The organism is Urbifossiella limnaea, from assembly GCF_007747215.1.
GTDB lineage: Bacteria > Planctomycetota > Planctomycetia > Gemmatales > Gemmataceae > Urbifossiella > Urbifossiella limnaea.
In genome coordinates, this window is the sequence record NZ_CP036273.1 from 6,339,978 (window position 1) to 6,365,940 (window position 25,963).

Sequence of the window (25,963 nt, forward strand, 5' to 3'; positions counted from 1 at the left end):
GCTTGGCCAAGTCCCTGCCAGCGGACGGCTTACGACCGGGATGCGTCACCGTGAATGGCCTGGTTCCAGACACCCACCGGGGCTTGCGCCCCGGCCTAACGCGCTCCACGCGCTCACGCCGCGTTGCGGAACAGGCCGCGGCCTTCCATGCGGTAGCCCTTCAGCAGCTCGCGGATGCCGTCGTCGAGCGACCGCCGGGCCTCGAACCCGGCCGCGGCCAGCTTCGCGCTCGACACGATGTAGTTCCGCTTGTCCGGGTCCTGGCCGATCGGCGCGAAGTGGAGGTAGAAGTTCGGCACCTGCCGCTGCACGGCACGAGCCAGCTCTTCCTTCGACAGGTTCGCCGAGTCCAGCCCCAGGTTGTACACGCCGCCCGCCAGCTTCGGCACGTTCCGCAGCGCGAACAGGAAGGCGTCGGCCACGTCGCGGACGTGGACGAAGTTCCGCTTGAAGTCCTTCTCGAACAGCACGAGGTAGCCGTCGGTCACGGCCGCGTGGACGAAGTGGTTCACCAGCAGGTCGAGCCGCATCCGCGGCGACATGCCGAACACCGTCGCCAGCCGGAAGGCCACCGCGTTCGGCGACCCCAGCAGCTCCCGCTCGGCCTCGACCTTCGTCCGGCCGTACAGCGAGATCGGCTCCAGCGGGGTCTCCTCGGTGCAGTAGCTGGCGCCGGTCGTGGCGCCGTAGCCGCTGTTCGTGTTGGGGAAGATCACCGCCTGACTCGGGCTGCGGAGGCGGTTGAGGAGCTTCACCGCGTCGAGGTTCACGCCGGTCGTCAGGGCCGGGTCCTTGTCGCACGCCGACGCCCCGACGATCGCCGCGAGGTGGACCACGGCGTCGGCCGTCTTCAGTGCCGCCTTCATGGTCGGTTCGTCGCGCACGTCGCCCTTCACGAACTCGAAGTCGGGGTTGGCGCAGAGGTGGAAGAGCCCCTGCTGGCCGAGGCCGTACATGAGGTTGTCGAGGGCGGTGACGCGGTACCCGGCGGCGAGCAGGTGTTCGCACAGGATGCTGCCGAGGTAGCCGAGCCCGCCGGTGACGAGAACGCGATCGGCCATCGGTCGTGGCTCCACAGGGTGCGCGAGGGTGCAGGAGGGCGGCGAGTGTAGACCGGCCGCGAACCGCGACGCAAGCCCGCTTCCGGCTGCTACACTGACACCTGCTCGACTCACCCCCGTCCCCCCGCGAGTCGCCCATGAGTGCGTTCCTCCCCGCGTTCGACCCGGACCCGGAAGGCCGCGCCGCGGACCAGACCGCCCGCCGCACCGAGTACCGGTTCAACCACAGCTACGTGTCGCCGCTGGCGTTCGTGTGCGACGTGCCGCGCCGCGACCGGTTCCCCACCGACTTCACCACGCTGGTGCTCAGCAAGGTCATCACCAACGTCTCGAACCAGGGCGACGGCGACTCGGGGCTGCGCCGCCGGCTCCGCGAGATGTCCAACCCGCTGGCCGGCGCCGCGCTCGGCACCGGCACCGCCGTCCGCGCCGTGGCCGCGGTCGTCGGCGAGCTCGTGGGGTTGCAGCAGGAGTCGCGGCGGCTGATGTCGATCGACGACTACAACGACCTGTTCCACATCATCGGCCTCCCGCCGATCAGCAAGGATTTCGAGAAGGACAGCACGTTCGCCGAGCTGCGGCTCGCCGGCCCGAACCCGGTGATGATCCACCGCGTCGACGCCCTCGATTCGGGCTTCCCGGTCACGGACGAGCACTTCCAGGTGGCGCTCCCCGGCGACACGCTCGCCGCCGCCGGCGCGGAAGGCCGGCTGTTCCTGGTCGATTACCAGGAGCTCGACGGCATCGAGAACGCGATCGCGCCGGGCGGGCAGCAGAAGTACCTGTACGCGCCGCTGGCGCTGTTCGCGGTCAACAAGCAGACGCGGCAACTCACGCCGGTCGCCGTCCAGTGCAAGCAGCAGCCGGGGGCCGACAACCCGATCTTCACCCCGGACGACGGCTACAACTGGCGGATCGCCAAGACCATCGTCGAGATCGCCGACGGGAACTACCACGAGGCGGTGACACACCTCGGCTGGACGCACCTGACGATCGAGCCGTTCGCCGTCGCGGCCCACCGCCAGCTGGCGCCGACGCACCCGCTGAAGGTGCTCCTCGCCCCGCACTTCGAGGGGACGCTGGCGATCAACCACATGGCCCGCACCAAGCTCATCTCGCCGGACGGCGTGGTGTCCAAGCTGCTGGGCGGCACCATCGACGGCACCCTCGGGCTGTCCGCCCGCGGCGTGCAGAGCCGGCTGTTCAAGGAGCAGATGCCGCCGGAGACGTTCCGCCGCCGCGGCGTCGGTTCGGACGCGCTCGCGAGCTACTCCTACCGCGACGACGCGCTGCTGCACTGGGACGCGATCCGCGAGTGGGTGGCGGGCTACCTCCGCTGCTTCTACCGCTCCGACGCCGAGGTCGCGGCCGACCACGAGGTGGCGGGCTGGCTGTCGGAGGTGTCGCACAAGGGCGGCGGCCGCATCAACGGCGTGGAGCCGGCGCGGACGCTGGCGGAGCTGGTGGACGTGACGGCGCTGGTGATCTTCACGGCGAGCGCGCAGCACGCGGCGGTGAACTTCCCGCAGTACGACGTGATGAGCTACGTGCCGGCGATGCCGCTCGCCGGCTACGCCCCGGCCCCGACGGCGAAGACGGGCGCGACCGAGGCCGACTACCTGGCCCACCTGCCGCCGCGCGACCAGGCGATTCTCCAGATGAACACCGGCTACATGCTCGGCGACACGCACTACACGCGGCTCGGCTACTACGGCGACGACTACTTCGGCGAGCCGCGGCTGGACGAGCTGGCGGGCCGGTTCGCGGACAAGATGCTGGACATCGAGAAGACGATCGCCGACCGCAACACGCGGCGGCGGCCGTACCCGTTCATGATGCCGTCGGGGGTGCCGCAGAGCATCAACATCTAGCGGGGTGCCCCACGAGCCGCGACCGCAAGGGAGCGGCTTCGGAACCGGTCGTCTCCGATCGCGGCTGGTGTTGGGCGTCAGCCGCTCCCTTGCGGTCGCGGCTCGTGGGGTGATTGATCCGTCTCGCAAGCCACCGGAGCGCCCCCGACGTGGACGACCCACTTACCCTCAACGGCATCAACGGCGCCACCGGCGAGTACCTCGTCCCGCCGATGACGGCCGCGGCCGCCGCCGACCTCGCCCGCGGCAGGCCGCCCGAGGGGCTGCTCGCGTCGTGGTTCCGCGCCGTCGTCAGCGTGCTGAAGCGGCCGAAGCTCGGCCTGCCGATGGACGTAGACCCCACTAACGTCGGCCGCGCCGGCTGGGCCGTCGTGCTCCCGGCGGCCGCCCCGCCCGAACTCCTGGCCGCCGTCCAGCCGCTCATCGACCACCGCAAGAAGTCGGTGCCGCCGGACCGCTGCAAGGTGCTGCAATACCGGCCCGGCGAAGGGATGAAGCCGTGGCTCGCCCGCCACGGCGTCGCCCCCGGCACCGTGGACCCGCGGAAGGTGCCGTACTACGTCACGCTCGTCGGCGGCCCCACCGACATCCCGTTCGACTTCCAGTACCTCCTCGACGTGGAGTACGCCGTCGGCCGGCTCGCGTTCGACACCCCCGACCAGCTGCGCCGCTACGCCGAGAGCGTCGCCGCGTTCGAGACGGCGGGCGCCGTCAAGAACGCGAAGGAGCTGGTGTACTGGGGGCCGCGCCACGCCGCCGACCGCTCCACGCAGATGAGCGCCGACGCGCTCGTCACCCCGCTCGCCGACGGCACGCCCGACGACCCGCCCCCCGCGGCGGCGCAGAGCTACCGCTCGCGCACCTTCAAGGGCGCCGACGCCACCAAAGCGCGCCTGCTCGAAACGCTGCACGGGACGCCGCCGGCGGTGCTGTTCACGGCGTCGCACGGGATGGGCTGGCCGAAGGACGACGCCCGCCAGCGGCCGGCGCAGGGGGCGCTGCTGGCGCAGGACTGGCCCGGGTTCGGACAGGTCGGGCCGCAGCACTACCTCACCGCCGCGGAGGTCGAAGACTCGGCGAACGTCGGCGGCCTCGTCGCGTTCCTCTTCGCGTGCTACGGGGCCGGCACGCCCGCGTTCGACAACTTCCTGACGGAGCGCGGCCGTGGCCCGGTGGCGGTCGCGCCGGCGCCGTTCGTGGCGGCGCTGCCGCAGCGGCTGCTGTCGCACCCGAACGGGCCGGCGCTGGCGGTGGTCGGGCACGTCGAGCGGGCCTGGGGCTATTCGATCAAGCCGCCGGGGGCGGGGTCGCAGGTCGGGCCGTTCCGCGACTTCCTCGGCCGGGTGATGGCGGGCGAGCCGGTCGGCCACGCCACCAAGAGCTTCAGCGAGCGCTACGCCGTGCTGTCGTCGGAGCTGCTGAGCTACCTCGACCCGTCGGCGGGCGTGCCGAAGCCGACGGCGACCGAGCTGGCGGCTTGCTGGGTGGAGCGGAACGACGCGCAGAACTACGTGCTGCTCGGCGACCCGGCGGCCCGGCTGCGGCCCTCGGACCTGAAGGGGTGAAGGGGTGCGGGGGTGAGGGGGTGACAAGCCGCTGTCGTTCGTCACCCCCTCACCCCCGCACCCCTTCACCCCTTCAGGGGGTACGGACGCCCCACGACTGTCACCCTTCACGCACGAGCTCGATAGAGCCATGCCCGCGCCGTACCACGTCCGCCTCGCCGTGTCGCAGTACGGCGACCAGTTCCGCGCCGAGCTGTTCACCGAAGACCTCGGCGACACCGAAGGCGACGTGCTGACCGAACTCCCGCCCAGCCTCGGCGAGTGGGTGCCGTACCTCGCCCAGGGCGCCGAGCTGCCGCCCGACGCGGCCCGCCAGCTCGGCAAGGACCTGTTCGCCGCGCTGCTCGGCCAGCCCGAGAACGCCAAGAAGTGGACCGAAGTCCTCGACCGCGCCCGCAAGACCAACCGCCCCATCCGCCTCCTCATCGACGCCACCACCGACGCCGTCCGCGACCTCCCCTACGGCCTGCTGTGCGAGCCGCACGACGACTGGTTCCTGTTCCGCGGCACCAAGGCCGACCGCGTCCGGTTCGTGCGCATCCTCCGCCGCTGTTCGCCGCGGCCGCTCACCCTCGGCGACCGGCCGCGGGTGCTCGTCGCCGCCGCCGAGCCGAGCAGTGCCGACGTGCCCGCGTTCGACGCCGCCGGCCGGCTCAAGGCGCTGTGTGTTGCGTTGCAGCCCAGCGCCGAAGTCTTCCTCGTCGGCGCCGCCGGCGTGACGCCGCTGGAGAAGCTGGCCGCGGAAGCGACGACCTTCGCGCCGTTCACCCGCACCACGCGGGCCGCACTCAAGGCGGCCCTGGCCGGCAGCTACGACGTGTTCCACCTCCTCGCGCACGGTCACGGCGCGGGCATACTCCTGTGCGACGCCGCGGGCGCCCCCGCGGAGACGACCGCGGGCGAGCTGGCCGAGTGGTGCGGCGCCGGCACCGCGGGGCTCGCCTTTCTCCAGGTGTGCAAGGCCGGGCAGACCGGCGGCCGCGGCGGGTTCGGCGGCGTCGCCCAGCAGCTGCTCAGCCCGCGCGGCGGCAACCTCGCCGCGGTCGTCGCCAGCACCTTCCCGCTCGACGCCGAGCACAGCACGACCGCCGCCGCCGGCTTCTACCGCGCCCTCGCCGCCGGCAAGTCGCCGGAAGAGGCGCTGGCCACCCACGCCTCCGAGACCGACTGGACGTGGGCGTTCCTGGAGCTGTGGGCGCGGCCCGGCGCCCTCGGCGGCACGAAGCAGCGGGCGGCGTTCCAGTTCGTGTCGCCGTACCGCGGGCTCTCCAGCTTCACCGAGCGCGACGCCGACCTGTTCTTCGGCCGCCGCGCCGAGGTCACCGAGCTGCTGAACATCCTCCGCACCGAACCGGCCGTGGGCGTCGTCGGCGACTCGGGGAGCGGCAAGACCTCGCTGCTGCAAGCGGGCCTCGTGTACGCCGCGCGGCAGGGCGGGCTCGCGGGCGTGGAGCGCTGGCGGATCGTGTCGCTGCGGCCCGGCTACCACCCGGCACAGGCGCTGCTGACGGCGCTGAAACCCGGTTCGACCGAACCGCCGACGGCCGCCGCGCTCGCCGCCGCGCTGCGGGCCGACGACCGGCCGCTGCTCGTCATCTTCGACCAGTTCGAGGAGGCGTTCACCCTGGCCCGCGACCCCGAGGAAGCCCGCACGCTGACGAAAGCACTGGCCGACCTCGTGGCCGAACGCCCCGACCGGTTCCGCCTCGTGATCGGGATGCGGAGCGAGTTCCTCGGCCAGTCGGCGGGGCTGCCCGGCCTCAGCCGGCTGCTGCGGCGGCCGTGGGTGCTGCGGCCGCCGGGCGCGGACAACCTCCGGGCCATCGTCGTCGGCCCGGCCGAGCACTGCGGCTACACCTTCCAGGGGCCGCTCGCCGACGGCACCCCGACGCACGCCACGGGGCTGCTCGACCGCATCCTCGCCGACCCGCTGCTGGCGGCCGGCGACGGGGCCGCGCCGTCGCTGCCGCTGCTGCAGTTCGCGCTGGAACGGCTGTGGCTGAAGGCCGTGGAGACGGGCACGACGGTGTTCACGCACGCCGCCTTCGACGCCCTCGGGTGCCTCGGCACGGCCATCGCCTTGCACGCCGAAACGACCTACCAGGCCACACCGACCGCGACCGGCCTCGGCGTCGGCGCGCGCGCGGTGGCGGAGCACGTCATCACGGCGCTGGTCAGCAGCCGAGGCACGCGGCAGCCGCGGTCGCGCGCCGCGCTCGAAGCCGAGACGGGGAAGCCGGACGCGGCGCGGGCCGTCATCGACCACCTCGTCGGCGAGCGGCTGCTGACCGTCCGCAGCGACCCGGCCGACCCGGCGGCGTCGCTCGTGGACCTGGCGCACGAGGCGCTCGTGCGGCACTGGGACCGGCTCCGCGGGTGGCTCGCCGAAGACCCGCAGGGGCGGGCCATGCGCGACGAGTTCCGCACGGCCGTGGAGAAGTGGGAGGCCGGATTCGCCGGCGTGCCCGCGAAGAGCACCCGCGGCCTGCCGGGGGCCGACGTGTGCCGCAACTACCTGGCGTGGATCGACACCCACACGCCACAGTTGCCGCCGGCCGCGCTCGAGTTCGTGGCCGGGATGCGCGGCTACCTCACCCGCCAGAAGCGGACGCGCGGCGCCGTCATGGTCACCCTCGGGCTGCTCGCCGCGACCGCCGCGGCGCTGGCCGTGCTCGCCGACGGCAAGGCCCGGGACGCGACGAAGAGCGCCGCGGACGCGAAGGAGAGCGCGAAGCAGGCACAGGCCAGCGCCCGCGACGCGCAGGTGCGGGCGGCGACGCTGGCGCTGGACCGCGGCATCCAGCTCAGCGAACAGGGGCGGCCGCGGTTCGGGCTGCTGAGCATGGCCTACGCCCTCAAGGCGTGCCCGCCGGCCGACGCCTGCCCGGAGGCGGCCGCGCTCCGCAACGTCATCCTCACCAACCTCGGCGGGTGGGCCACGCACCAGCTCTGCCTCGACGACGTCCGCACCTTCCCCGGACCGGCCCTCGCCACCGACCCGGCCGGCACGGTCATCCTTTGCCGCACCAAGGGCGGCGCCCAGCTGTACGCGACGGACGCCCCCCCCGGACAGCCGCAGCCGCTCGGCCCGCCGATCCCGCACCTGCCGTTCACGAAAGACACGGTCGGGATGTCGGCCGAGGTCCACCGCGACGGGCGGACCGTTCTCCTGTCCGACGGGGCCGGGTATTCGCAGCTGTGGGACGCGCCGGGCGGGGCGCCGCTCGGCGCGCCGTTCATCACCGGCGCGGTCGGCGGGACGGTCCTCAGCCCGGACCGGAAGACGGCGGCCAGCGCCGACCACGACGGGACGGTGACGCTGTGGGACGCGACCTTCCCGGGGCACCCGGACGAGGCCCGGAAGTACCAGGGAAAGGTGGTCGGCAGTCCGCAGCCGCACCAGGGGAAGGTGTACGCGATGGAGTTCAGCCGCGACGGCAAGCTGCTGGCGGTCGGGTGCGGCCGTGGCGCGGGCGCGCAGAAGGGCACCGCCGGCAGCTTCCACCTCATGGACGCCGCGACGGGCGCGACCCTCCGCCGGTACGGGCTCGACGTCACCGTCACCTGCGTCGCGTTCAGCGAGGACGGGTCGCGGGTTGCCGCCGGCGGGATCGACATGTTCGTGTGGAAGACCGCGGACGCGGTCAACACGGCGATCGACAACAAGGACCTCCGGCCGATCGGCCGCCGGTCCGGCCAGGAGCACACGGCCCGGGCCGTGTTCGACAAGGCGGACGCGGAGCAGGTGCTCCTTGTCAACCCGTCGGGCGGGCTGGCCGTCACCCACTCGAAGGACCGGCACTTCGGGGCCGAGGAGCGGCTGTCGCCGCAGGGGTGGCTGGCCGGGTACGGGTTCCGCCCGGACGGCAAGGTGTTCACCGCCAACGTCGACGGGACGGTGCGGCTGTGGGGCCGGCCGAAGCGCGACCCGGCGCAGGCCCGGTACGAGCTGCCGCGCGGCCCGGAGCCCGGGCGCAAGGTCATCAACAACATCCTGGCGGTGGACTTCCGGCCCGACGGGAAGGCGGTCGCGGCGGGCACCCGCGACGGCAAGGTGTTCGTGTACCACCTCGACAACAGGGCCGCGCCGACCGTCTTCCGGTGCGCCGAGGCGGACACGGGGAAGGACTGGAGTCAGGTGGCCGAGGTCGAGTTCAGCACCGACGGCACCCGCCTGATCGCCCAGGACGAGTCGTTCCGGGTGTTCGTGTTCCACGTCCCCCCGCCGGGGTCGAACTCGGACGTGAACGACCCGGTCCGGCACGCGGGGAGGAACCTCGTCGCCGCCGCCCCCGACGGGCGGACGGTGGTGGTCCGCGCCCCGCACCCGGACCCGGACGGCCGGAACTACTGGGTGATCGACCTCGACACCGGGGCGCGCGTCTGCCGGCTCGCCGAGCCCGGCCCGATCGGCCCGCCGCCCGAGCTGGGCGACGACGGGTTCGTGATGCGCGTCCGGGCGGTCGCGTTCAGCCCCGACAAGTCGCGGGTGGCGGTGGCCCACCGCGACGGGCGGGTCCACGTCTACTCGACGGCGACCGGGGACCAGGTGGCCGGGCCGATCGAGCACCAAATCGACGGCGGCCGGGACTTCATCCGGGCGGTGGCGTACAGCCCGGCCGGGGACCGGCTCCTCACGCGCAGCCCGCGCGGCCGGGGGCTGTGGCACGCCGCGGGGGCACCGGTCCACCTCCTCCGCAACCGCGTCGGCGTGCAGCTCGCCCGGTTCAGCCGGTCCGGCCGGCTGGTCCTCGGCGGCACCAACTTCAACACCGGCGAGGTGTGGACGGGCGACGGCGGGGAGGCGGTGCCGCTCCCGCTCGTTCACGCCAGCGAGGTGTGGGGCATCTCGGCCAGCCCGGACGAGACGCGGGTCGTCACCGCCAGCTACGACCAGACGGCGCGGGTGTGGGACGTGGCGACGGGCAAGCCCATCTCGCCGCCGTTCGCCCACGACAGCGGGGTGAGCGACGCCGAGTTCAGCCCGGACGGAAAGACGGCGCTGACCGGCAGCTGGGACGGCACCCTGCGGCTGTGGCCGCTGCCGACGCCGGTGCCGGACGACGAGCCGCGGATCACCGCGTGGGTGGAGGTACAGTCCGGCCTGCGCGTGGCCGAGAGCGGCATCGGCCAACTGTTGACGGCAGACGAGTGGACGAAGCAGCGCGACGAGCTCAACCGGCGGGGCGGCCCGCCGCCGGGGATCGTGCGGTGAGCCGCCGGCGGCGCGGGTGCGGTGCCCGGCCGCGCGACAATTCGGCGCCACCACCCTTGAATAGTGAACAGACGTTCCGTATGCTGCCTGGTGAGGTGTCGGGGCGATTCAGACCCACGACGTTGCGACCCGGACAGCGCGACCGGATGGGTTGGTCAACCGCACTCGACCCGTGAGTCCCCAACCGCGTGCCGCGCGGTCCGTCCCCGTAATGGGGCGCCGGGGGGAGCCGGTCGTCCGGGCGACCGGCAGCAGGTGACGAGCCTGTAATCCCCCTGGCCGACAGGCGCGGTCCGGAGGGCGCGTTTGTGCCGAACTCGACACCCCGCTGCCGGCGGCCGTTGGCTCGCGTCCCGTGCGCGACCGACGGCCGCCGGTTGGCGTTCTCCGCCCCGGCGGTCGTCGGTCCGAAAAATCGGCAGATTCCGTGTCCGAGTCGGCGGGCGGGTTACGTATACCAGGGTGTTCAGCCGGCCCCGGGGTGGTCCCGTGAGGGGGTGACGCCCCGGGGCCGGTTTAGCCGGCCGCTACGACCCCACACCGGAAAACACGACCTCGTAATAGATGGGGCACTGGCGCCCCTCGGCCGCGGGGAACGCCTCGGCCGACTCGCGCCAGCGGGCGCCGGTCACGCCCGGCACCGCCGCCGGCGCCGCCCCCGTCGGCTGGCGCTGCTCCGGGGCGTTCTTCCACCACGGGCCGCCGCCGTCGGACCGGAGCACGCGGCCGGCCGCCTTCTGGAGGAGCCGCTGGTACAGCGGCTGGTGCGGCATCTTCCACGGCTGCGGCATCTCCCGCTGCGCGGCCGCCCGGTCGACCGGGATCATGGCGATCAGCCCCGGCGGCATCAGCTCCAGGCCGAACGGCGAGGCGTCGTCGGCCGACACCCGCTTGGCGGTGGCGTTGTGGCTTCCGTGGTGGCCGACCTTGTACAGGGCCGTGCGCCGCAGCAGGTCGTCGGCCGTGGTCGTGGTGCCGCCGACCTTGAACTCCTGGCCGTGCCACGACAGCCAGTTGCCGACCTGGGCGTCGCCGACGAACAGCAGCACCTTCCCCAGCCCCGGCTCGCCCACCTCGAACGCCAGCACCAAGCTGGTGTTGTTCGTGTCCGCCTCCAGGTCGAGGCCCAGCTGGTCGGCCGCGCCGAGCCAGTCGTCGTCGATGCGGCGCCACGCCTCGTCGTCGGCGAGGTAGCGGTCCTGCCAGAACTCGACGGCCGTGGCCGGCGCGTCCGTCACGTCGTCGGCGGAGACCTTTTTGGGGGTGACCTCGGGGCAGCGGCGGCGGGCCGACTTCTCGAACGGGTAGCGGAAGTCGGAGCCGAGGCTGGTCGCGAGGTCGAGCGCCGGCGCGAGCCGGAGCGCGGTGAGTTCGCCGCGGCCGGTGAGGTACGTCTCGCGGTTCTCGCCCTCGTCGCCGCCGGTGGGCAGGTCCTTCTTCAGCCGGGCCTCGTCGGTCGGCGGGCCGAGCACGTAGGCCCGCGCCCAGGGCACGCCGGGCACCGGGGCCACCTCCTCCGGCTCCCAGTACTTCGTCTTGTCGGCGTGCTTCTGGAGCATCGCCAGCGCCACCTCGTTCGACGTGGGCTTGGCCTTGTCCTTCCCCTTCCGCTTGGGCGCGCCGGCGGCCGCGCCGAGGAACTCGTCGGCGACCATCTTCGGGTCCATCTTCTCGAAGTCGCCGAGACCCTCGAGCTTCTTACCGTCGGCGCCGAGGCCGCGGTCTTCGAGCTTCTTGACGGCCGACTTGATGGCCGCGCGGTACGCCCCGCGGCGGGCGCGGAGCTTGTCGGCCAGCCCCTTGTCCTGCTTCTCCGTCCACGCGACCCACAGCTGGTCGAAGGTGATCGTGTCGCCCTTTGCCTTGGCGACGAACGGGCTCCCCTTCTGCACGAACCCGGACAGGTGGTCGGCGTGCTCGTGGGTGGCGACGACCACGTCGAGGTGCCCGCCGGTGGCGGCGCGCAGGTCGCGCATGACGCGGAGGAGGCGGGCCGGCCCCTTGTCCTGGCGGGCGTGGATGCCGCAGTCCACGAGGACGTAGACGGGCTCCTGGCCGAGGCGGCCGAAGGCGAGGAGGAAGCAGTCGCCGAGGCCGGCCCGGTACATGCGGACGACGGCCTCGCCGGGCTTCGGGAGGAGCCGCTTGTCGTCGGCCGCCGCGGTCGCCTTGGCCATCAGTCGCCCTCCTCGTCGGTGCCGCGGTGGGTCAGCGCGAACGGCTCCAGCGGCCGCCGCTTGTTTGCCCGCCGCCGCCGGGCGGGGGCGTCGGTGCCGCTCTCGTCGGTGTCGTCCTTGGCGCCCTCGTACTCCAGGCCGTACCGGTCCATCACGGCCGGGCCGCCCTCGATCAGTCGCTCCAGAAAGAACCGGGCGTTGGCGTTGCGGCGGGCGACACCGAGGACGTTCTTGGCGATGGCGTACCGCAGCTCGCCGGTCTCGGGGTTGATGATGAGCGTGCAGCCGCCGCGGAACGTGAAGTACACCTTGCGGCCGGCGTCGTCCTGGTACTGGGCGTACGTCCCGTCGCGCCAGTCGTCGCGGGCCACCTGGCAGCCCAACTGGCCGACGGCGAACTCGTCCTTTTCGGGCTTGCCGGCGTCGGTCGCGGGGAGGAGCCACCGCCGCTTCTGGGTGAGGACGACGACGAGTTCGACTTTGGTACGCCCGTCCGCGCGGACGCGGTACGTCGGCCTCACGTCGTGGACCTCGATGGGCATGTCGCCCGGCCGGCGGCGCTCGCCGCGCGGCCGCGCCAGGTACTCGTTGTTGGCGTGCAGGTCGAGCCCGAGCCACTCGCCGATGACGCCGGCGGCGTCGCTAGCCGAAGACGCCGCCGCCGACCCGGCGGCCACCGCCGCCGCCGCCGCCGATGCCGGTGATCTGGCGGCGGCAGCCGACGCCGCGGCGCCGGCCGGCTCCGACACCGACAGCCGCAGCCACTGGTGGAGGAACGCGGCGATGGTGTTCTCCAGCTTGTACGCCTCCATCCGGCGCTCGACCCGGCGGTCGCGCTGGGCCGGCGGCTCGACCCACATCTTGCGGAGGAACGCCTCGCGCAGGGCGACGCGGGTGTCGAACTGCGTCCACTCTTTTCGCGCCGCCGCTTCCGGGATGGACTCGGAGATGGAGTCGTACCCGGCGAGCATGGTGCGGATCACCTCCGGCGGCGGCATGAAGTCCTTGATGGCGGCGACGCACTCGCGGGTCGCCGGCTGCCACCGCAGGCTGTCCTCGCCGAGCGAGCGGACGTCGTCCGGCAGGATGCCGCGCTCGCGGAACGCCTCGATGAACGCCACCCGGTGCCGCTTCGGGTCGTCCGGCACCAACTCGGCGTCGGCGGTGATGAGCGCCCGCAGGTAGTCGCCGAAGGTGATGTCCACCGGCGGCAGGTAGTCGAGCGCCCGCACCGAGATGTTCAGCACCCGCTGGGCGGCCTTGATCGCCTCGTCGGCGAAGCGCCTGGCCAGGTCGGGGTGGATGTCGCCGGGGCGGAGGATGCCGGAGCCGTCGGACGCGATCCGCTTCAGGTCGCGGATGCGGTCCTCGTAGATGCGGAGGAAGGCGTCGAAGACGGCGGCGACGAGGACGGCCCCGCGGTCGTGCGGCTTGGTGGTGCCGGCGAGCGTCTTCGGCTGCGGGCGGACGCGGCGGCCGTCCTTGTCGAACTCGCCGAGCGCGTTCCGCAGCGCCCCGCCGCGCTTGGTGGCCCGGCCGAACTGCCCGGCGAGCTCGGCGAGGAGGTTGTTCAGCGACAGGTCGCCGCGCGTCTTGTGCATCTGGTCCAGCAGCAGGCCCGGCAGCGTGAAGTGCTGGAAGATGGCGACGATGTCGGCGAAGCCCTCGTGGAACGCGAGCATGTCGCCGTTCGACGGCTTGAGCAGCCGCGGGTGGATGCCGTCGAGGATGGCGTGAGTCGTCTCGTGGGCGATCACGTCGTGGCTGAGGCAGGTGAAGACCATGCCGCCCGGGAGTTCCTCGCGCGGGTCGGCGGTCTGGGCGTTGAAGTAGCCGAACAGCAGCGCCTTCTTGCTCGGCGAGTAGTAGGCGTTGGCCTCGCGGAGGGCGTGCGGGTAGACGCGGAGCCGCGGCACGTACCGCTCGGCCCGGGTGAGTTCGCGGCCGGTCGGGTGCTTGTCGGTCCACGGCCGGTCGGCCCACATCACCGGCCGGCCGAGGGCCGCCTCGAAGTTCTCGATCGTCTTCATGACGACCGCGTACACCATTTGCTGGTGGAAGTGCGGGTTGCCCTCGGACGGGCGGAGGCCGTCCTGGGCGGCGTGGTGCGGGTGGTCGAGGTCCACGGGGTCGTAGGCGCAGCCGCTGGACGGGTCGACGTCCACCACCTCGACGTACTCGCCGACCGGGCCGGGCGTGAGCGCCTCCCACCGGACGGGCAGCACGCAGCGGGCGATGTTGGCCGTGCTGAGCGACTGGTCGGCGGCCGGGTCGAGGGCGTACACCTGGAGGCGCCGGCGGCTCGGCGGGGCGACGTCCGGCGGCGGCAGCGGCGGGACGGGCTTCGGCCGTGGCTTTCGGGGGCGCGAGCGGGCCATGGGCGGTTCCGGGGCGGGACGCGTGGCCGGGGTGAAGTGCTGTGAGTGTTAGTCGATCGCACCGACGAACTCAAGACGTTTCCTGCCAGATTGTTGAACGCCGGACGCGCCGGCTCGTCGCAACCGGAACTCCTCATGACACACCGGCCGGGTCTGCTCCTCGTCGTGCTCGCCTACGTCGGGTTCGTCAGCCTCGGGCTGCCGGACGCCGTCATCGGCGTGGCGTGGCCGTCGGTCCGCGACCGGTTCGGGCTGGCGCAGGCCGCGGCCGGCGTCGTGTTCGCGGCGTCGGGGCTGGGCTACTTCGCCAGCAGCTTCGTCGCCGGCCGACTCGCCCGCGGGCTCGGCATCGGCCTGCTGCTGGGCCTCAGCACGGGCCTCGTCGGGGGTGCGATGTTCGGGTTCGCCGGGGCGCCGCTGTTCGCGCTCTTCGCGGCGTGCGCCGTCGTCCACGGGCTCGGCTCGGGGGCCATCGACGCCGGGCTCAACGGGTACGCGGCGCACCACCTGTCGGCCCGGCACATGAACTGGCTGCACGCCTGCTACTGCTTCGGCGCCATGCTCGGCCCGCTGCTGATGACTGCGGTCCTGAGCGGCGGGCGGCCCTACGCCGCGGGGTACACCGTGGTCGGCGGCGTGATGGCGGCGCTGGCGCTGGTCTTCCTGGCGACGCGGCCGCGCTGGGGCGAGGCGAGCGCCGACCCCGCCGGGGACGCGCCGCCGGTCCGCACCGGCGACGCGCTGCGGCACCCGGCGGTGCTGCTGCACATGGCCGTGTTCTTCGTCTACACCGGGCTGGAGGTGGCGCTCGGGCAGTGGGCGTTCACCGTGCTCACCGAGCACCGCGGCGTCGCGGCCGGGGCGGCGGGTGTGGCCGTCGGCGCGTACTGGGGGAGCATCGGCGTCGGCCGCGTGGTGTTCGGCCTGGTTGCCGAGCGCGTCGGCATCGACCGGCTGCTCCGCGTGTGCATGTTCGCCACCCTCGCCGGTGCGATGTTGTTCGCGGCGCCGCTGCCCGAGTGGGCGGCGTTCGCGGGGCTGGTCGTCGCCGGCGTCGGGCTGGCGCCGGTGTACCCGTGCCTGATGACGCGCACGCCGCAGCGCCTCGGGCCGGGCCTGTCGGCGCACTCGATCGGCTTCCAGGTCGGCGCGGCGATGATCGGGGCGGCGGCCGTCCCCGCGGGGCTCGGGCTTCTGGCGGGTGATGTGGGGTTAGGCGCGGTGCCGACGGCGACACTGATGGTGGCCGCGGGGCTGGGGCTGCTTCACGAAGTGCTGATCGCGCGGGGCGAAGCGCGGTGAAGCCGGGGGACGAGCCCCCGGCCCGCCGCCGTGGGTCAGTTCACCAGCTGGAACGAGTCGAAGAAATCGGCCACGCCGGGGTCGCGGACGGCGGCGTCGGAGCCGCGTACCGTCACCCGGTACAGCCGCGCCCCGACGACGTACACCCGGCCGCGCAGGCTCCGGTCGCCGGCCGTCGCCTCGAACTCCCAGCCGCGGTGCCGCCCGCCCAGCACCAGGAGTTCGCACTTGCCCAGCTTCGACCCGTCGCCCAGTTCGGCCACGGTCGTGTCGCGGAGATGGTCCAGCGCGGCCTGCCGCGCCTTGCCGGCGACGCCCTCCAGCTCGGAGTCGTCGGCGTACCCGGCGGAATAACGGCCGCCGGCGGCCGTCACCGCGTAGGTCGTGAACGTGTGCCCGTCGGCGTCGGCCGTCCCCTTCGTCGGCGACGCCGGGAACCGCGCCTTGAATTTGCCGCCGGTCGAGTGGATGGCCGTGCCCGCCGCCTTCGCCGCCGGCTCGGGGTCGGCCGCCTTCGCCGCCACCCGGTCGGCCGGGTTCGTCCGCTTCGGCGTCGCCGTCGCCAGCCGCTCGGCCGGGTTGCCGCTCGCCGCCGGGAGGTCGCCGAGCAGCGCGAACGAGTCCAGGAACTCGTCCGCCTTCGGGTCGGCCACGAACTCGTCCACGCCCATGACCGCGACCATGTACATGCGGGTTCCGGCGAGGAAGATGCGGCACCGGTACTTCCCCGCCTTCGGGTCGGTGACCGAGGCCAGGCACTCGCGGCCCGGGTAGCGGTCGTGCAGCATCACCCGCTTGGTGTCGATCGTCTTCCCGCCGACGCCCTGCACCGACCCGGCGACGGCGTCGTCGAGCCGCTTCTGCGACAGGGCCAGGGGCTCGGCCGCCGACAGCGGCAGCTCGGCGGTGCCGACCATGTACCCGCCCTTGTTCCCCCACGGCTCCTTCACCCACATGGTGAAGTTGACTCCGAACGCCGACTTGGTCTTCTCCGACGGCGTGCCCGGGAACAGCGCCTTCCACTTGCCGTCGGGCGAGGTGAACTCGGCCATCGGCGGGTTGAGCACGTCCTTGAACTTGCCGCAGCCGCCGGCCAGCAGCGCGGCGGACACGGCGACCAGCAACACGGGGCGCGGCACGGCAGGCCTCCGGGGGCGGTGCGAACTCTGCCCGGAGCCTAGAACACGAACCCTCGCCTGGCGTTCATCGTGTCCAGCGGCGAAGGGGACGAGTTCCGCGGATGCAGCAAGTGGGTTAGACGAAAGAGCGCCGGACCGGTGTGAGGGCTGAAGTGGTTGGGATTCCGTCGCTTGCGGCGATGCACGCCGTGCCACGCCGCGAGCAGCGTCACTTCGCGTCCACGAGGTACAGCCGGTGGAACTGATCGATCGCCGCAGCCACCTTCCCGGCCGTCTCGGGAGCTGACACGGGCGTCGTGAGCATCCAGCCGAATTCGAGCTGCACGGCGTCGAGGCCGTAGTCGCCGCTGTAGGTGCGGACGATGTAGCCGCCGTTGAAGTTATCGTGCTCCTTGCCGTCGAGCTTGGCCGGGTGCGTCTTGAAGCCCGCCCCGCCGAGCAGCCCGAGCAGGCTGTCCGGGCCGCAGTGGGCCTTCTCGCCGAAGCGCTGGCGGAGCAGCGCCACCGTCTTACCGTCCTGCGTGCCGCGGACCACCGAGTCGGGGAAGGTCGCCTGGTTGTGGACGTCGAGGAGCAGACCGCGGCCGTGAACCTTGCGGACTTCCTTGCAGAACCCGGCGAGGGTGTCGTGGTAGGCGTCGTAGACGGGCTTGGCGCGCGGGCTCTCGTAGGCGACGTCGGCCGGCCGGTTGGCGTCGACGTAGCGGCGGCTGAACCGGGCGGTGACGAGGTACGGTCGCTTGCCGGTCTTGAGGAACACTTCAACGGCCAGCGTCGCGGCCAGCTCTTCGGTGCCGGGGTCGCGGCCGGTGTAGAAGCCGTTCGGCCCGGTGGGCAGGCCGACCCCGCGTCGCGTCGGGACGCCGGGAATCTCGCCCGTGCCGCCGTGCGGTGCGGAGATGATGACCGGCATGTTCCCCTTGCGGACGTTGAGGAACGGCGACTCCGGTCGCGCGGCCGGCTCCTGGGCCAGCGCGACGGCGACGGCGGCGAGCGCGGCAACGACCGCCGCGGGGAGGCGCGGGCGACGCATGGCAGTGTCTGTGCGGACGTAGGCGAGCGAGTCTGGCTTCAGTGTACGAGATGGGAGTGAAAAATGAGAACCCGGTTTGGCGCGGGCGGTGCTGGGAAAACGAACAGCCCGGGTGATCGGCCGCCTCTCCCCTCGGCCGACACACCCGGGCTGCTGTATTGGCGAGGTCGAGATCGCGACCCGTGGTGATACCGCCTCTCCCCTCGGCTCACCCCGGCGTCCCGTTCGACCTCTCCGCTTCATGTAAAAGCAGCCGCGGTGCCAATCGCGCCCGCCGCCGCCGCGTTCCGCGCTGACCCGCGCGAAAAACGCTGGGATTCTTGGGGCATTCCCGCCGCCCCGGCCGCACGAAAAAAAGTCCGCCCGGGTTCGTGCCGCGCCGCCGTGCCGGGTGCGAGCGCAATTCGTGCCCGGGGGACGGGCAGGTGGCGGAGGTCGGCGGGCGTAAGACAGAGGGCGGCGCCGGCGTAAACTGGAGAGACCGGAAAGTCGGGGCGGCTTCGTGGCCGATCTATTCCGGCGTCTGCCCTCTGGTCCCTGGCGACTGACATGGCAACCGACATCCGGCTGAAGGACGAGCTGCCGACGATCACCGACCTGCTGGTCGAGTCGTACACCGAGTGCAGCCGGATGAACCACCTGGCGCACGAGCCGCTGCCGAGCCGCGACTCCGTCGCCGACATCCTCGCCGATCTCAGCGAAGTGCTGTACCCCGGCTACGGCCGGCGGCAGAACCTCCACCACGGCAACGTGGGTTACCACGTGGGCGCCCTCGTCGATGGGCTCCACGACAAGCTGACGCAGCAGATCGCCCGCGCCCTGCGCCACGAGCTGTGCGAGGAGAGCCCGCACGTCGACTGCGAGGCCATCGCCCAGCCGAAGGCGATGGAGCTGCTGCGGCGGCTGCCGGACGTGCGGAAGGTGCTGGAGCAGGACGTGGACGCCGCCTACCGCGGCGACCCGGCCGCCCGCAGCCACCACGAGATCATCTTCAGCTACCCCGGCCTCGAAGCGGTGAGCGTGTACCGCGTGGCCCACGAGCTGTACACGCTGGGCGTGCCGTTCATCCCGCGCATGATGACGGAGGCGGCGCACGCCAAGACCGGCATCGACATCCACCCGGGGGCGCGGATCGGGCCGGGCTTCTTCATCGACCACGGCACCGGCGTGGTGATCGGCCAGACGTGCGAGATCGGCGCCGGCGTGAAGCTGTACCAGGGCGTGACGCTCGGCGCCCTGAGCTTCACGAAGGACGACGACGGCAACCTGACGCACGGCAGCTACAAGCGCCACCCCACGCTGAAGGACGGTGTGGTGGTGTACGCGAACGCCACTATCCTGGGCGGCGCCACGGTGGTGGGCGAGCGGAGCGTGATCGGCTCGAACGTGTGGCTGACGGAGAGCGTACCGCCCGACACGACGGTGCTGCTGGAGAAGCCGCGGCTGCGGCTGAAGGGCGCTAAGCCGGCGGCGGACGACGTGTCGCTGATGTACCACATCTAAATGTGACCCGTGCCGGCGGGCGGATCGGGTACGATACGGGTAGTACGCCCGACGGAGGCACCCCATGCCCGCTGCCCTCGACCCGCCGGCCGACCTACTGGAGGCGGCCGTTGCCCTGGACCCCGACCGGTTCGACCGGTTGGTCGCCGGCCTGCTCCGGGTGCGGGCGGAGCGCGTGGCCGGGACGGTCCGGGGCGGCGAAGCGGCCCTCCTCGCACGCATCAACGGGGGGCCGTCCCCGGACGTGTGGAGCGAGTACCACCGCCTCCGCGACCGGCACCGACGGCAGGTGCTCACCCCCGCCGAGTACGCGGAGTTGACCCGTCTGACCGACACGGTCGAGTTGTACCAGGCCGACCGGACGGCCGCGCTGGTGGAGTTGGCGGCCGTGCGCGGGGAGCCGCTCGACCAGGTGCTCCGCGCGCTCGGCATCCCCTGGCCGGCGTCGGGGTGATCCCGTGTCGTCGTCCGTTCGAACCGCGGTGGCGGACCGGGCCGGCGGCTGCTGCGAATACTGTCGCAGTCAGGACCGGTTCGCGGTCCAGTCGTTCGCGGTCGAGCACGTCGAGCCGCAGAGCGGCGGCGGGTCCGACGATGCGGAGAACCTCGCCTACTCTTGTCAGGGGTGCAACAACCACAAGTACACCCGGACCCGCGCGGTAGACCCCGCCACCGGTGCCGAGGTGCCCCTGTTCCACCCGCGCCGCCAACGCTGGTCGGACCACTTCGCGTGGGCGGCCGACTACTCGGAAGTCGTCGGGTTGACGCCAACGGGCCGCGCCACCGTCGCGGCGCTCCGGCTCAACCGCCCCGGCGTGGTCAACCTGCGGACCGTACTCTTTTCGGTCGGCCTCCACCCGCCCGGACCGCCGACTGACGCCGGCCGCTCGCCGCGCCCCCTGCCGCCCGCTACGACTTCCTGATGCTCACCGACCTGATTACCTCCCCCGACCCGGCCGTCCGCAACCGCCCGCTCGCCGCCGCCGTGGCGGCGCTGTCGTACCCCGAACTCCTCGCCGAGCGGCAGACGCTCGACCGCTTCCGCCGCGAGCGCGGCAACCTCTACGACCGCGTCCGCGCCCTGTTCTTCCTGTACGCCATCGACCGGTTCCACCTGCCGACGCGCCCCGAACTCCCCGCCGCCGGTCGCATCCCGCACGCCGGCATCGACCGGCTGATGAACCGCCGGTTCGACGAGGCCGTGCGCCTGTTCCGCGCCGCCGAGGCCGAGCACGGCCCGAGCGACCCGCTGTGCAGCGCCCTCGCCGCCGCGTACCACGCCCTCGCCTTCCAGACGCTCGCCGACCAGGTCCGCGCCAGCGTCCGCGGCGCCGCCGGCAACCGCTGGATGTTCCGCGCCGGCGACCCCGCCGACCACCCGCTCCGCGTCCGCCCCGAGTTGCTGAGTCGCCCCCACGCCGGCGCCCCCTTCCCCGTGCTGCGCGAGCGGACGCCGGTGCGGATGGACCTGTCCCACTCGTGCTGGTCGGACATCTTCTTCCTCGGCATGGACTACCCCGAGGGCGCCCGCGTCCTGAACGTGTCCATCGACCTCGGCGTCCACGGCCGCGATAGCGTGCCGAAGCCGCCGATCGAGGTGTACTTCCGCGTCATCGACGAGCCCGTGCTGCGACTGGTGAGCGTGGACCTGGACGCCGCCGCGGACGTGAAGTCGTTGCCCGAGGTGTTCGACTTCGCCCGCGATTACCTCGGCCTACTGAAGGCCGCGGTGATCGCGTCGGGCGTGATCCCGCCGGGGCTCGAAGGGTCACGCGCCGACCTGCGCCAGGTGCTCGACGTACTCGTCGGCCCGGGCCTCGGCATCGAACTGGTCAGCGCCGTGAACGACATCCCGAAGGGCTCGCGCCTCGCCGTTTCGACGAACCTGCTGGCCGGCCTGATCGCCGTGTGCATGCGCGCGACCGGGCAGGCGAAGGCGCTCACCGGTTCGCTCGCGGAGCCGGAGCGCCGGCTGGTCGCGGCGCGGGCCATCCTCGGCGAGTGGCTCGGCGGCAGCGGCGGCGGCTGGCAGGACAGCGGCGGCGTCTGGCCCGGCATCAAGCTCATCGAGGGGACCGTCGCCGCGGAGGGCGACCCCGAGCACGGCGTCAGTCGCGGACGCCTGTTGCCACGGCACACCGTCTTCGGCCCGGAGGAGGTTTCGGAGGCGAACCGCCGGAAGCTCGAAGACAGTTTGGTGCTCGTCCACGGCGGCATGGCCCAGAACGTCGGCCCGGTGCTGGAGATGGTGACCGAAAAGTACCTGCTGCGCGACGACGCCGAGTGGCAGGCCCGGCAGGCGGCGCTCGGCATCTTCGACGAGATCGCCGACGACCTGAAGCGCGGCGACGTCCCCGCCCTCGGCGCCGCGACGACGCGCAACTTCGCCGGGCCGATTCAGACGATCATCCCCGCGGCGTCGAACGCCTTCACGGAGGGGCTGATCGCCGCGAGCCGCGCGCGGTTCGGCAGCGATTTCTGGGGCTTCTGGATGCTCGGCGGCATGAGCGGCGGCGGCATGGGGTTCATCGTCGCGCCGCACCGCAAGGCCGAGGCGCAAGACTTCCTCCTGGAAGAGATGCGTCGGCAGCGGGAGGCCTTGAAGCACTCGCTGCCGTTCGCCATGGCGCCGGTCGTGTACGACTTCGCCGTCAACCCGCGCGGCACGCACGCCGACCTCCTCCCCGCCGGCGCCGAGTTGCTGCCGCGCGGCTACTACGCGCTGCTCGTGCCGCGCTGGCTGCGCGAGGACGCGCGGCTCATCCCGGCGTCACGGCGCGGCGAGCTGGAGCGCGTCGGCGCCGCGGCCCGCGCCCCGGAGTTGGCCGGCCTCGTCGAGTCGCTGTTCGACCGCATGGTGCCGGCGGCGGCGGCGTCGTCGAGCGCCCGGCCGGAAGCGCTGGCGGCATTGCTGACGGCGAACGGCTTCGACCGCGCCGAGCACGAGCGCATCCGCGACGACCTCCGCCGCGGCCGCATCGGCCTGGCGCAGAACCGCCTCGCGGCGTCCACCGTCGTGGAAGACGTGCAGCCAGGCGACGTGACCGACTGCCGCGGCGGCGTCCCCGCGGAGGTCGTGCGGCGTGGCGAGCAGGCGCTGGCCGCGGGCGAGCTCGCGGTCGTGACGCTGTCGGCGGGCGCGGGTTCACGCTGGACGCAGGGCGCCGGCGTGGTGAAAGCGCTGAACCCGTTCGCACGCCTGGCCGGGAAGCACCGCACGTTCCTCGAGGTGCACCTGGCCAAGAGCCGCAAGGCGGCCGAGCGCTCCGGCGCGACGGTGCCGCACGTCTTCACGACGGGCTACCTCACGCACGGCCCGACCGGCGCGCACCTGGCGGCGACCGGCAACTACGGCTACGGCGGTCCGGTGAAGCTGTCGCCGGCGATGAGCGTGGGCCTGCGGCTGGTGCCGATGGTGCGCGACCTCCGCTTCGCGTGGGAGGAGACGGCCCACCAGGTGCTCGACGAGCGGAAGCAGCGGGTGCGCGAGGGCGCTCACCAGGCGCTGATCGGCTGGGCGACCGCGGCCGGCGAGGGGAGCGACTACACCGACAACGAGCCGCTCCAGTGCCTCCACCCGGTCGGCCACTGGTACGAGATCCCGAACCTGCTGCGGAACGGCGTCCTGCGCGACCTGCTGAGCGAGCGGCCGAACCTGAAATACCTTCTCGTCCACAACATCGACACGCTCGGCGCCGACGCCGACGCCGGGCTGCTGGGCACGCACATCGCCGCGGGCAAACCACTGACGTTCGAGGTGATCGGCCGCCGCCTCGACGACCGCGGCGGCGGGCTGGCGCGGGTGGACGGCCGGCCGCGCATCCTGGAGGGGCTGGCGATGCCGCGCGAGGAGGAGGAGTTCGCGCTGAGCTTCTACAACTCGCTCACGACGTGGGTGACGATCGACGCCCTGCTGGAGCTGTTCGGCCTGTCGCGCGGTGAGTTGGGCGACGACACGGCCGTGGCCGCCGCGGTGAACCGGGTGGCGGCGCGGCTGCCGACGTACGTGACGCTGAAGGACGTGAAGAAGCGTTGGGGTCATGGGCAGGAGGACGTGTTTCCGGTGTGTCAGTTCGAAAAGCTGTGGGGCGACATGACGGCGGTGGCGGGGGTGGAGTGCGGCTTCGCCGCGGTGCCGCGCGTCCGCGGCCAGCAACTGAAGGACCCCGCCCAGCTCGACGGCTGGCTCCGCGACGGCTCCGCGGCCCACGTCGAGGGGCTGTGCTGGTTCTAAAGACAAGCTCACGCAAAGGTGCGAAGTCGCAAAGCGATCCAAGCCCCGGGCTTCTTTGCGCCTTTGCGTGAGCTTGCTTTAAAACGAATTCTGCCCGGTCCCGCGAACCATTTCCCGGCGGCCGCGTCTATCCCCGTGAGCACAAACGAGGACGGGCGATGAACCGCTTCCCGCAACCCAATCCGAAACCGCATCACGCCTCCGGCTGACGCCACGACGCAACGGGAATATCCCGGGGCCGGGCGTCCTTCCGAGGCCGCCCGGCCCCGGTGCGTTTGTGGGGCCACTTCACAGCGGTGTGGAGCCGAATGGTAAGGCGGCGCTCTGTTAAAGCGCAATTTGCAGGTTCGATTCCTGCCACCGCTGCTGCACGGGGATCGGCTAACGGTCGGCCGCCGGCCTTTGACCCCGGAAATGACGGTTCAATTCTTTCGTAGCCCCCACGTCTGGATGGAGGGTAATCTCGCCCCCCTGAAGCTGGTGTCGGCGGCGTTTCCCCGATCCCTCGGTTCGGGTGTGGAGGGTGATTCCAGCGATATGCCGCAAGTACCTCCGCAGGAGAGGGGAACGTGCGGCCCCGGTCAAGACTGCCACCGGCCGTCCGCCATTCAGTTCCCTCATTTCTTCCAGCAACTCCGTCCAGTCCTCCGGTTGCTCTCTACCGTGCTCCTGGGCCACACACCGGAAAAGGTAGCTGACCCAGTACAGGGCCTGCAACGCCTGAAACGTTTGCTCATTCAGGTCTGATTCCCCGCCGCCAGTCTTGCGGAGAGCATTTTCTAGCCGATCTCTCTCTTGTTCCAGCTCCCTAATCGTAGCCTGAGCGTCGGGGATAAACTCGGGGTCGATAAGGACCAACTGCTTGCGTGCCTTCTCAATTTGAACTGAGAGCTCGCGAACCCGTCCCACGATCTGTTTGCGGTCGATCGCGGGTTGCTCTGGGGGTGAGAGGAGGGACTTTAACCTTGCGAACCCCTCGGGAAGATCTTCTGGCTTTAGCTCTTTGAGTTCTGCTCGGAAGGCGAGTTGTTCGCCTCCGAGAGCTAAGAACTCCCGGTCCACGAAGTCTGCAACCTGCAGCAGGACCCGATCTTCGCGAACCTGGGTACCAGAGCATTCCTTACCCCGACTATCGTGGTTCAGACTGCACTTATAGTGGCGATACTTTGACTGCCTGAGGCCGTGCATCGGGCAAGAGCATCGGCCGCATCTGAGTAGGCCGGATAGGAGGTAAGGATTCTCTTCAGGGCTATAAGGGCTGTGCCCCACCCTTCGGCCGGCAGCTTTCTGATTCGCAAAAATCCCCTGAGTGCGTTCCCAGATCTCTCTGCTCACGATGGGCTCGTGGTGGTCACGATGGATGATCCATTCCGATTCCGGCTTCTTGCCCGGCCTTTCAGCCTTCGCTACAGCACGCCCTTTGATCGTGTAATACTTGCCGTGCTCCCATCGCCCTGCTGTGAAGTCGCCTGCGTATGCTGGGTTCGTGAGGATGACCTTGATTTCGTCGTATCTCCACTTGCCTACTCTTCCACGTGCGGTCGGAACCGCATCGTGATTCAGGCGGGTTGCGATCGCGTTCATCGATCGCCCATCATCTGCAAACTCCTTATAGATCCGCTGTACAATAAGCCTGTGCCCCGGATCGCCGAGCACTAAACGCCGGTTCTTCCGCGTGCCTTCCAGCCGGTATGCGTAAGGAGGGCACCCAACCCATCCCCCGTTTTGCATAGCCCCAAGCTGTCCTCGAACAACGTTTCGGCTGTGATCGAGGAGTTGCTCGTGCTTGCCTTCCTGCTTGACGCTCCCAATGATCCGGTCCACTGACTTCGTCCAGTCGAGAGCCCCGTCTTTCACTGTGACCAGGTGAACGTTAGCTTGCCGGAGCTGATAGCCGAAGAACCCTTGCTCAAGTGAATCGAACCTGCCGAACCTTGCGTGATCCCAACAGACAATGGCCCGAAAGTCCCCCCGTGTCTGGGCGTCCTTGATCATCCGAAGGAACTCGACCCGTTTGTCTGTGTTATCCCCAGACACAGCGTCGTCCGAGTACCAGCGAACGAGCAGGTAGCCCTGCTCCCTTGCGAAGTCCTCGCATGCCCGCTTCTGCTCGGGGATGCTGGCCTCGTCCTGGGCTTTCGAGCTACGGCGCGCATACCCGACCGCAGGGATTAGTGCTGGCATAGCTCGCCCCTTGATGGTTTCTGGGATCGTCGGAAGCGAGACTTGCCGGTCGAGAATCGCCGGCATTGCACCTCGGCCCGCTATCCAGGCCCATTTTACCACCAGCCGCCGGAAGCAGGCACCTCGATCGGAATCTCCTCCGGCCAGATTCCGCCGGTATGACCCTGCAGCCAAACGCCCTCTTCTACGTTTGGATACCCTCCCGACCGAGCATCCTGACATGCAAAGCGGTGCCTTTTCTGGAAGGGATGGCAGCTTCTCGGAATCCGGGGAATCGCGGTGGTCCTCGGCACGACCGGGT

The 25,963-nt window shown here is 71.5% G+C and carries 14 protein-coding genes and 1 tRNA gene; 9 read left to right on the plus strand and 6 right to left on the minus strand.

Annotated elements, in window-relative coordinates; translation table 11 throughout:
• Positions 1 to 113: 113 nt before the first annotated feature.
• The gene (locus ETAA1_RS25825; protein WP_145243424.1) at positions 114 to 1,061 is read right to left on the minus strand and encodes an NAD-dependent epimerase/dehydratase family protein; all 948 of its coding nucleotides are present in this window, start codon (positions 1,059 to 1,061) and stop codon (positions 114 to 116) included.
• 137 nt (positions 1,062 to 1,198) lie between these two features.
• On the opposite strand from ETAA1_RS25825, the gene ETAA1_RS25830 reads away from it, so the two are divergent.
• The 3 genes from ETAA1_RS25830 to ETAA1_RS25840 all read left to right on the plus strand — a co-directional run bounded on the left by ETAA1_RS25830 (position 1,199) and on the right by ETAA1_RS25840 (position 9,712).
• Positions 1,199 to 2,932: a lipoxygenase family protein gene (locus tag ETAA1_RS25830; protein WP_145243426.1), complete on the plus strand. Its 1,734-nt coding sequence runs from the start codon at positions 1,199 to 1,201 to the stop codon at positions 2,930 to 2,932.
• Positions 2,933 to 3,081: 149 nt separating this feature from the next.
• On the plus strand, positions 3,082 to 4,497 hold the full coding sequence (locus tag ETAA1_RS25835) for a C25 family cysteine peptidase (RefSeq protein ID WP_145243427.1): 1,416 nt from the start codon (positions 3,082 to 3,084) through the stop codon (positions 4,495 to 4,497).
• A 130-nt stretch (positions 4,498 to 4,627) separates the two neighbouring features.
• Entirely contained in the window at positions 4,628 to 9,712 is a 5,085-nt protein-coding gene (locus tag ETAA1_RS25840) for an nSTAND1 domain-containing NTPase (RefSeq protein WP_145243429.1), read from the plus strand.
• A 527-nt stretch (positions 9,713 to 10,239) separates the two neighbouring features.
• Here the strand turns inward: ETAA1_RS25840 and ETAA1_RS25845 are convergent.
• Together ETAA1_RS25845 and ETAA1_RS32405 are read right to left on the minus strand one after the other, a co-directional pair.
• Positions 10,240 to 11,889, minus strand: coding sequence for a ComEC/Rec2 family competence protein (locus tag ETAA1_RS25845; RefSeq protein ID WP_145243431.1), 1,650 nt, complete (start codon positions 11,887 to 11,889; stop codon positions 10,240 to 10,242).
• Positions 11,889 to 14,267, minus strand: a complete 2,379-nt coding sequence (locus ETAA1_RS32405; RefSeq protein ID WP_202920411.1) for a gluzincin family metallopeptidase — start codon at positions 14,265 to 14,267, stop codon at positions 11,889 to 11,891. The genes ETAA1_RS25845 and ETAA1_RS32405 overlap by 1 nt, the downstream gene beginning before the upstream one ends.
• 135 nt (positions 14,268 to 14,402) lie before the next feature.
• Here ETAA1_RS32405 and ETAA1_RS25855 point away from each other — a divergent pair, with 135 nt between their 5' ends.
• Positions 14,403 to 15,569, plus strand: a complete 1,167-nt coding sequence (locus tag ETAA1_RS25855) for an MFS transporter (RefSeq protein WP_145243433.1) — start codon at positions 14,403 to 14,405, stop codon at positions 15,567 to 15,569.
• Positions 15,570 to 15,604: 35 nt separating this feature from the next.
• On the opposite strand, the gene ETAA1_RS25860 is transcribed toward ETAA1_RS25855, so the two are convergent.
• Both ETAA1_RS25860 and ETAA1_RS25865 read right to left on the minus strand, forming a co-directional pair.
• Positions 15,605 to 16,708, minus strand: coding sequence for a hypothetical protein (locus ETAA1_RS25860; RefSeq protein ID WP_145243435.1), 1,104 nt, complete (start codon positions 16,706 to 16,708; stop codon positions 15,605 to 15,607).
• 208 nt (positions 16,709 to 16,916) lie between these two features.
• The gene (locus ETAA1_RS25865) at positions 16,917 to 17,741 is read right to left on the minus strand and encodes an N-formylglutamate amidohydrolase (RefSeq protein WP_145243437.1); all 825 of its coding nucleotides are present in this window, start codon (positions 17,739 to 17,741) and stop codon (positions 16,917 to 16,919) included.
• A 549-nt stretch (positions 17,742 to 18,290) separates the two neighbouring features.
• Here ETAA1_RS25865 and epsC point away from each other — a divergent pair.
• The 5 genes from epsC (at position 18,291) to ETAA1_RS25890 (ending at position 23,844) form a co-directional block, all read left to right on the plus strand.
• Positions 18,291 to 19,244 carry a serine O-acetyltransferase EpsC gene (gene epsC, locus ETAA1_RS25870; RefSeq protein WP_145243438.1) on the plus strand — a complete coding sequence of 318 codons (954 nt, stop codon included), beginning with the start codon at positions 18,291 to 18,293 and terminating at the stop codon, positions 19,242 to 19,244.
• A gap of 64 nt (positions 19,245 to 19,308) precedes the next feature.
• Positions 19,309 to 19,698 (plus strand): hypothetical protein, encoded by a 390-nt coding sequence (locus ETAA1_RS25875; protein WP_145243440.1) that lies wholly within the window; start codon positions 19,309 to 19,311, stop codon positions 19,696 to 19,698.
• 4 nt (positions 19,699 to 19,702) lie between these two features.
• Positions 19,703 to 20,167 (plus strand): HNH endonuclease, encoded by a 465-nt coding sequence (locus tag ETAA1_RS25880; RefSeq protein WP_145243442.1) that lies wholly within the window; start codon positions 19,703 to 19,705, stop codon positions 20,165 to 20,167.
• Complete coding sequence (locus ETAA1_RS25885; RefSeq protein WP_145243444.1) at positions 20,167 to 23,478, plus strand: UTP--glucose-1-phosphate uridylyltransferase; 3,312 nt, start codon at positions 20,167 to 20,169, stop codon at positions 23,476 to 23,478. The genes ETAA1_RS25880 and ETAA1_RS25885 overlap by 1 nt, the downstream gene beginning before the upstream one ends.
• A 292-nt stretch (positions 23,479 to 23,770) precedes the next feature.
• Positions 23,771 to 23,844 (plus strand) — tRNA-Asn (locus ETAA1_RS25890).
• 15 nt (positions 23,845 to 23,859) lie between these two features.
• Here ETAA1_RS25890 and ETAA1_RS25895 read toward each other — a convergent pair.
• Positions 23,860 to 25,728, minus strand: a complete 1,869-nt coding sequence (locus ETAA1_RS25895) for a recombinase family protein (protein WP_202920412.1) — start codon at positions 25,726 to 25,728, stop codon at positions 23,860 to 23,862.
• Positions 25,729 to 25,963 lie beyond the last annotated feature (235 nt).

Coding starts and splice junctions, on each gene's coding strand:
- ETAA1_RS25840 (WP_145243429.1), top strand. CDS start 4,628: ATGCCCGCGCCGTACCACGTCCGCCTCGCCGTGTCGCAGTACGGCGAC.
- ETAA1_RS25865 (WP_145243437.1), bottom strand. CDS start 17,741: ATGCGTCGCCCGCGCCTCCCCGCGGCGGTCGTTGCCGCGCTCGCCGCC.
- ETAA1_RS25895 (WP_202920412.1), bottom strand. CDS start 25,728: ATGCCGGCGATTCTCGACCGGCAAGTCTCGCTTCCGACGATCCCAGAA.
- ETAA1_RS25875 (WP_145243440.1), top strand. CDS start 19,309: ATGCCCGCTGCCCTCGACCCGCCGGCCGACCTACTGGAGGCGGCCGTT.
- ETAA1_RS25830 (WP_145243426.1), top strand. CDS start 1,199: ATGAGTGCGTTCCTCCCCGCGTTCGACCCGGACCCGGAAGGCCGCGCC.
- epsC (WP_145243438.1), top strand. CDS start 18,291: ATGGCAACCGACATCCGGCTGAAGGACGAGCTGCCGACGATCACCGAC.
- ETAA1_RS25825 (WP_145243424.1), bottom strand. CDS start 1,061: ATGGCCGATCGCGTTCTCGTCACCGGCGGGCTCGGCTACCTCGGCAGC.
- ETAA1_RS25885 (WP_145243444.1), top strand. CDS start 20,167: ATGCTCACCGACCTGATTACCTCCCCCGACCCGGCCGTCCGCAACCGC.
- ETAA1_RS25845 (WP_145243431.1), bottom strand. CDS start 11,889: ATGGCCAAGGCGACCGCGGCGGCCGACGACAAGCGGCTCCTCCCGAAG.
- ETAA1_RS32405 (WP_202920411.1), bottom strand. CDS start 14,267: ATGGCCCGCTCGCGCCCCCGAAAGCCACGGCCGAAGCCCGTCCCGCCG.
- ETAA1_RS25855 (WP_145243433.1), top strand. CDS start 14,403: ATGACACACCGGCCGGGTCTGCTCCTCGTCGTGCTCGCCTACGTCGGG.